The following is a 6,009-nucleotide window of genomic DNA, read 5'->3' on the forward strand; positions in this document are numbered from 1 at the left end:
GCTTTCTATGTTCCCCGGGGGCTGGAGCGAGCCTTGTGCCTTTCACATCGATATGTATCAGATATCGAAAGTTTCATCTCTATTTTGCAAAAAACGCATCATGTCACAATTGACATGTTTTTAAATAAAATAAAATAAAAACAATATATTATAAAAAATTTTATCCTTGGCACGCTGTTTGCTTAACTTGTGAACAACATCACATCGGAGCAAATCATGATCATCCTTCTTCTCATCGTCGCCCTGATCGTCGGCGGGCTTATTGGAACTGTCGGCGTGGGTGGCATCCTGCTGATCCCCGCCCTGAGCGCCTTCGGTGGCCTGACCACCCATGCGGCCATGGCCACGTCCCTGTTCAGCTTCATCTTTACCGGCATCTTGGGGACCTGGCTGTACTGCAAGCACGGCAGCATCAACTGGGGCATCACCATCCCGGTCTGTATCGGCGGCCTTATAGGCGGTTATCCCGGTGCCCTGGCCAATGCCATCGCCCCGGCCTGGATCCTCAATCTCATCCTGGGGTGCATCATCATCTTTGCGGGCATCTATGCCCTGTTCCCTGCCAAGGGCGGCACCATCACCTACCGTCCCGGTGACGGACGGCAGCGTCTGCAGCTGCTTCTCATCGGCGCTACCGTAGGCTTTGGCTCGGGCCTGACAGGTGTTGGCGGCCCCGTGCTTTCCGTGCCCCTCATGGTCATCCTGGGCTTTACGCCCCTCACGTCCATCGCCACCAGCCAGGTCATCCAGATCACGGCTGCCACTTCCGGTTCCATCAGTAACTTCGCCAACGGTTTCGTCGACCTGCACATGGCCCTTCTGGTCACGGTCGCCGAACTTGTCGGCGTCGTGGCCGGCGCCAAGCTGGCCCACAGCGTCTCGTCCGGCGTCCTGAAAAAAATGGTTTCAGTCGTCTGCATCATCGTAGGTGCCTTCATTTTCGTCCGTGCGCTTCTGCAGGCCTGATCGAAAACATCCCCAACATTCCCCAAATCCCCAACAAGGAGACCCCCATGCCTCTCAACCTCCAGGAACGTCCCATCTTCATGATCGGTGCCGAACGCTCCGGCACCACCTTGGTCATGGCCCTGCTGGGCTGCCACTCCCGCATCGCCGTCCCGGAAGTGGTCTGGTACTATCCCCGCTTCTATCCCTACCTGCACACCTACGGCGACCTGTCTGTCGAAGCCAACTTCCGCACCCTGGCCCAGGAGATGGTCTTTGGCCTCAAGACGCCTTTCTGGGGCATGAAGGTCAATCCCCGCACCATCGTGGACGAAGTCATCGAGCTGGCACCCGAACGCAGCTTTGCCGGTCTGTATGCGGGCATGCATCTGCGCTTCGCCCAGTATGTGAACAAACCCCGCTGGGGCGAGAAGACGCCGCACAACCTCTACTTCGTGGGCCCCATGCACCACGACTTTCCCAACGCCCAGTTCATCTACATCACCCGCGATGGCCGCGACGCCAGCGTGGACTACATGGAATCCTCCTTCGGCCCCACTAACATCTATTGCGCCGCCCAGTCCTGGAAACGTTGCTGGAACGCCGTCAAGGAATGGCGCGAGCCCCTGCGTGAAAAGGGCCTGTGGCTGGATGTGCGCTATGAAGAACTGGTGCGCGAGCCGGAAAAGGTCATGCGCGGCGTCTGCGAATTCCTGGGTGAAGACTTTGAAGAAGGCATGTTCGAGTTCTACAAGACCGACATGTGCAAGGCCCGCGGGGCTTCCCGCGACCACGCTCCCCTGGGCAAGCCCATCAGCGACAAGTACGTGGGTATCCACAAGGACCTGCTCTCCCTGCGCGACCAGCGCATCTTCGCCGCCGTAGCCGGCAAGGAACTGGAAGAGGCCGGCTACACCAATACGGTGGAGCCCGAAATGCCCAGCGAACGCATGATCGAAAAATACCTCGAATTCGACGGCCGCATCCGTGCCGCCACCCTGGATGGCTTTGAAGGCCATATCGTATATGAAAGCTACAATGACTGGCTCATCGACCAGCGTGAAGAACGCCGCAAGAAGGGCCTGTGGGATCTCGCCACGGCGCCCAAGGTCTTCCCTGCCGGTGATCCTGACGAAGAATACATCATCGGTCAGCGTGCGGCCGACAAGTGGAAGAAGCATTTCTCCATCAAGCGTCGCTATGTTGGTGATGTCGTCCTTTAACAGATCCGACCACCTGTAGTCTGCCCGAATCCCCGCGGGCGGCATGATATCGAGGGGCGGGCCGCAAGGCCCGCCCGGAAAAGGACTGGAGCCCGTCATGTCTGAATCGTCGTCTTCTTCCCGTCTGCTGTACCTCCTAGGAGGGCCGGCCCTGTTGCTGCTTGCCTTGGCCATGCCCATTTTCGGCCCCATCGAATCCCGCTTCGGCTTCGGCATCCTGTTCTGGATGGTCTTCTGGTGGATCACCTGCGTCGTTGACATCAAACTGACCTGCCTGGTGCCCATCTTTGTGGCCTGCGTGTACAGCTACATGCCGCTGGGCAAGGTACTGCAGGCCTATGTGCATCGTGAAGCCGTCCTCATCGTCGGCGCCACTGCCATCACCTGCGCCTGGGTACGCTGGGGCTTTGCCCGCCGTCTGGCCCTGAACTTCCTCATGCGCGTCAACGGCAGCGTGCGTGCCCAGACCGCCGGCTGGTTCCTCCTGTGCGGCGTCACGTCCTTCGTGGTGGGCAACACCACGGTGGCCGCCATGTTCGCGCCCGTGGCCGTGGCTTCGCTGATGTACTCCGGCTTCAATACCAATGAGCAGCGCTGGCATTCCAAGGCCGCGTCGAACATCCTCATCGCTGTGGCCTGGGGCGCCAGCGTGGGCGGCATGGCCACCCCGCTGGGCGGCGGCCAGTCCGTGGTGACCTATGGCCTGCTCAACAAGTACCTGGGGCACGACATCTATTTCATCGACTGGACCCTGCGCATGGTGCCCGTCTCCCTGCTGGTCATCGCCGGTGTGGGCCTTATGATGTACTTCATGCACACGGATATGGATCGCTTCAGCGGCAGCAAGGAGTTTTACCGGCAGGAGCTGGAAAAGCTCGGCCCCATGACCTATGAGGAAAAGGTCTCCCTCTACGGTTTCGCCCTGGCCATCCTCCTGGCCGTCCTTCAGCCCCTGTACGCTCCGTACACCAAGGGGCCCCAATGGGCCTGGCTCAAGCCGACCCAGCTGTTCTGCATCATCCCGCTGCTCATGCTGTTCTGGCCCGCCCGCAACGCCAAGGATGAGACCATCCTGTCCGTCAAGGCCCTGCGCGAGCATTTCCCCATCACCATCCTCTTCATGTGGCCCGCCTCTGTGGCCCTGAGCAAGATCTTGGCCACCACGGGCGCCGGTACGGTGTTCGGGAGCTGGATCACGCCCCTGGTCGGCATCAATGACACCCTGTCCATCGTGGCCTGGAGCGTGGCCTCCAACGCCCTGTCCCAGGTGACCAGCGATACCGCGGCCGCCGGTGTCATGGTGCCCCTGGCCATCGAATCCATGGCCAACTGGCGCGGGCTGGCCTTTGGGGCCGTGCCCTGGGTCTGGGTGACGGGCTCGGCCATCAGCTGGTCGTACGCAGTGGCTTCCGCCACCGGTGCCCAGGGCATCGTGGCCGGTTATGGCGCCAACCTCCGCACCATGTTCGTCTGGGGCATGATCGCGGCGCTCATCTCCGTGCTGCTGACGATCCTCTACTTCTGGTTCACCGTCGTGGTCCTCGGTCTGGACTTCTACATCATGCCGCCGGTGTAGCGACCATGTTTCCCGCCATGTCCGGCCTGTTCCCTCGCTTCCGGGCCCGGCATGGCGGCAGATATTCGGCAAGGCGGCCGTGCCGCCCTTCCGATCCCGCGGCGGGGTACACCACACCTCCCCCGCCGCTCCGGGGCTGTCGTACCGAGCGACAGTCCCGGACCTGCATTGACAGCCGCGACATCCCAAGACAATTTTATGGATAAAGATGAGAAAACTAGCTAATGCATAGACGATACTGAAAGATGTCGTCCGTCGCCTGTCTTTGCGGGCCCCCTGCCTCTTGAAGCCGTATGCCCGGTGTCATTCCGACGGCCCGCACCATATCCCATCGGAGCAGGAGACATTATGTTGTCTACTTCCTTTTCCTTCGCCTTCGTTTCGAACTCCGCTGTGGTGGCAGAAAAGGTCCAGACCTATGCCCAGGAGCATGGGTGGCCGCTGGAAGAAGTCCGTCTGGCTACCATGGAAGAGGCGCTGCCCGTGGCCAAACAATTGTTCGACCAGGGTGTGGATGTGATCCTGGGCGGCGGCGGAACCGGGAAGCTCCTGCGCCGTCATCTGAACGAACCCGTCGTCACCATCTCCCGGAGCCATATGTCCATCTTGCAGGCCCTGATGGAAGCCCGCGAATATACGGACAATGTGGCCGTGACATGCTATAACGCCACCCCCCCCTGGTCGGAACTGTTCTCCCGCCTGCTGCACATCCGCCTGCAGCCTATCCGTTTCACCAACTCCCGGGAACTGACCCTGGGCATCACCCAGGCCATCGCCCAGGGCGCCGGCTGCGTCGTGGGGGGCGGCGTCTGCGTCTCCATCGCGCAGGCCCACCACTGCCCGGGCATCGTGGTCTGTCCGGGCAACGAGGCCCTGGAACGGGCCTTCGAGGAAGCGTCCAACATCGCCCAGGCCCGCCGCCGTGACCGCGAACACGCGGCCTGGCTCCAGGACGTGGTCGATGCCCTCCATGAAGGCGTCATAGGCATAGATCCCACAGGCAAGCTGGCCATCAGCAATCCCGTGGCCCGGCAGGCCCTGGGACAAAAGCGCCTCCAGGACGGATGGGCACTGCAGCACCTTGGCCTTACCGAAAGCCTGGAAACGGGCAGGCCCACGGAAGGTACCCTGAAAGGGGAGAACGGCCAGGATCTTGTTTTCACCAGCAGCGCCGTAGTGGTCGACGGAGTCCAGAAAGGGGCCCTGAGCGTCCTGACGCCCGACGTGGTCCTCACGGACCTGCAGCGGCGGCTCAAGCACTCCCGTCAGGCAGGCTTGCGGGCCAGGTTCACGCTGAACGACCTGCTGGGCGAAAGCCCTTCCATGCGGACCCTGCGGGTACACGCGCAGCGTTTCGCCGACTCAGACGCAGGGATCTACATCCACGGGGAAAGCGGGACAGGCAAGGAACTGCTGGCCCACGCCATCCACAACGCCAGTCCCAGGCGCCACGCGGCCTTCGTGGCCGTCAACTGCGGTGCCCTGCCGGAAAGCCTGCTGGAAAGCGAACTGTTCGGCTATGCCGAAGGGGCGTTCACCGGCGCCCGCCGCGGCGGCAAGCAGGGCCTGTTCGAACTGGCACAGGACGGCACCATCTTCCTGGACGAGATCGCGGACATCAGCGCCGCCGTACAGGTCAGGCTCCTGCGCGTCCTGGAAAGCGGCGAGATCTTCCGCCTTGGCGGGGACAGGCCCGTGACCGTCAACGCGCGAGTGGTCTGCTCATCCTGGAAAGACCTCGTGTGCGAGGTCAGGGAGGGACGCTTCCGTGCCGACCTTTACTACCGCCTGACGCTGCTGCGCCTGGAGATGCCGCCCCTGCGCGAGCGCCTCCAGGACATGACCCTGCTGGTCCGGCATATCCTGCGCCGCATGGGCATGATCCACAAGAAAATGACCCCGGAAGCCATCGAGCTCCTTTGCAGCTATCCCTGGCCCGGCAACGTGCGCGAACTGGATGCGCTGCTGCGCCGCTACTGCCTGATGTCCACCAGCGATGCCTGCCAGATCCCCCTGCTGCGGGAACTCCTGCTCGACATGCGCCAGACCCAGGGCATCCTGGCAGCCCCCCCCAGGACGACCGAGGCCCATAAGGAGCAGGATCTGCCCGAGAGCGGCAGCTTGCGCCAGCGCCTGCGGCTGATGGAAAAAAAGATCATCCGCCAGGAACTGGCCCGCCAGCAGTACAGCAAAAAAAGCACGGCCAAATCCCTGGGCATCAGCCTCAATACCCTCTGGCGCAAGATGTACGCTGCCGACTAAGAG

The 6,009-nt window shown here is 61.8% G+C and carries 4 protein-coding genes; all 4 read left to right on the forward strand.

Annotated features, from left to right (window positions below):
- The first annotated feature begins 216 nt into the window (after positions 1-216).
- Positions 217-966: a sulfite exporter TauE/SafE family protein gene (locus ACQRCJ_RS08445; protein WP_168935127.1), complete on the forward strand. Its 750-nt coding sequence runs from the start codon at positions 217-219 to the stop codon at positions 964-966.
- A 47-nt stretch (positions 967-1,013) separates the two neighbouring features.
- Positions 1,014-2,168: a sulfotransferase family protein gene (locus ACQRCJ_RS08450; RefSeq protein WP_168935129.1), complete on the forward strand. Its 1,155-nt coding sequence runs from the start codon at positions 1,014-1,016 to the stop codon at positions 2,166-2,168.
- A 97-nt stretch (positions 2,169-2,265) separates the two neighbouring features.
- On the forward strand, positions 2,266-3,744 hold the full coding sequence (locus ACQRCJ_RS08455; protein ID WP_303995756.1) for an SLC13 family permease: 1,479 nt from the start codon (positions 2,266-2,268) through the stop codon (positions 3,742-3,744).
- A 348-nt stretch (positions 3,745-4,092) separates the two neighbouring features.
- Positions 4,093-6,006 (forward strand): sigma 54-interacting transcriptional regulator, encoded by a 1,914-nt coding sequence (locus tag ACQRCJ_RS08460; RefSeq protein ID WP_168935133.1) that lies wholly within the window; start codon positions 4,093-4,095, stop codon positions 6,004-6,006.
- Positions 6,007-6,009: the final 3 nt, after the last annotated feature.

This window comes from Desulfovibrio sp. SGI.102 (assembly GCF_050314315.1).
Lineage (GTDB): Bacteria > Desulfobacterota > Desulfovibrionia > Desulfovibrionales > Desulfovibrionaceae > Desulfovibrio.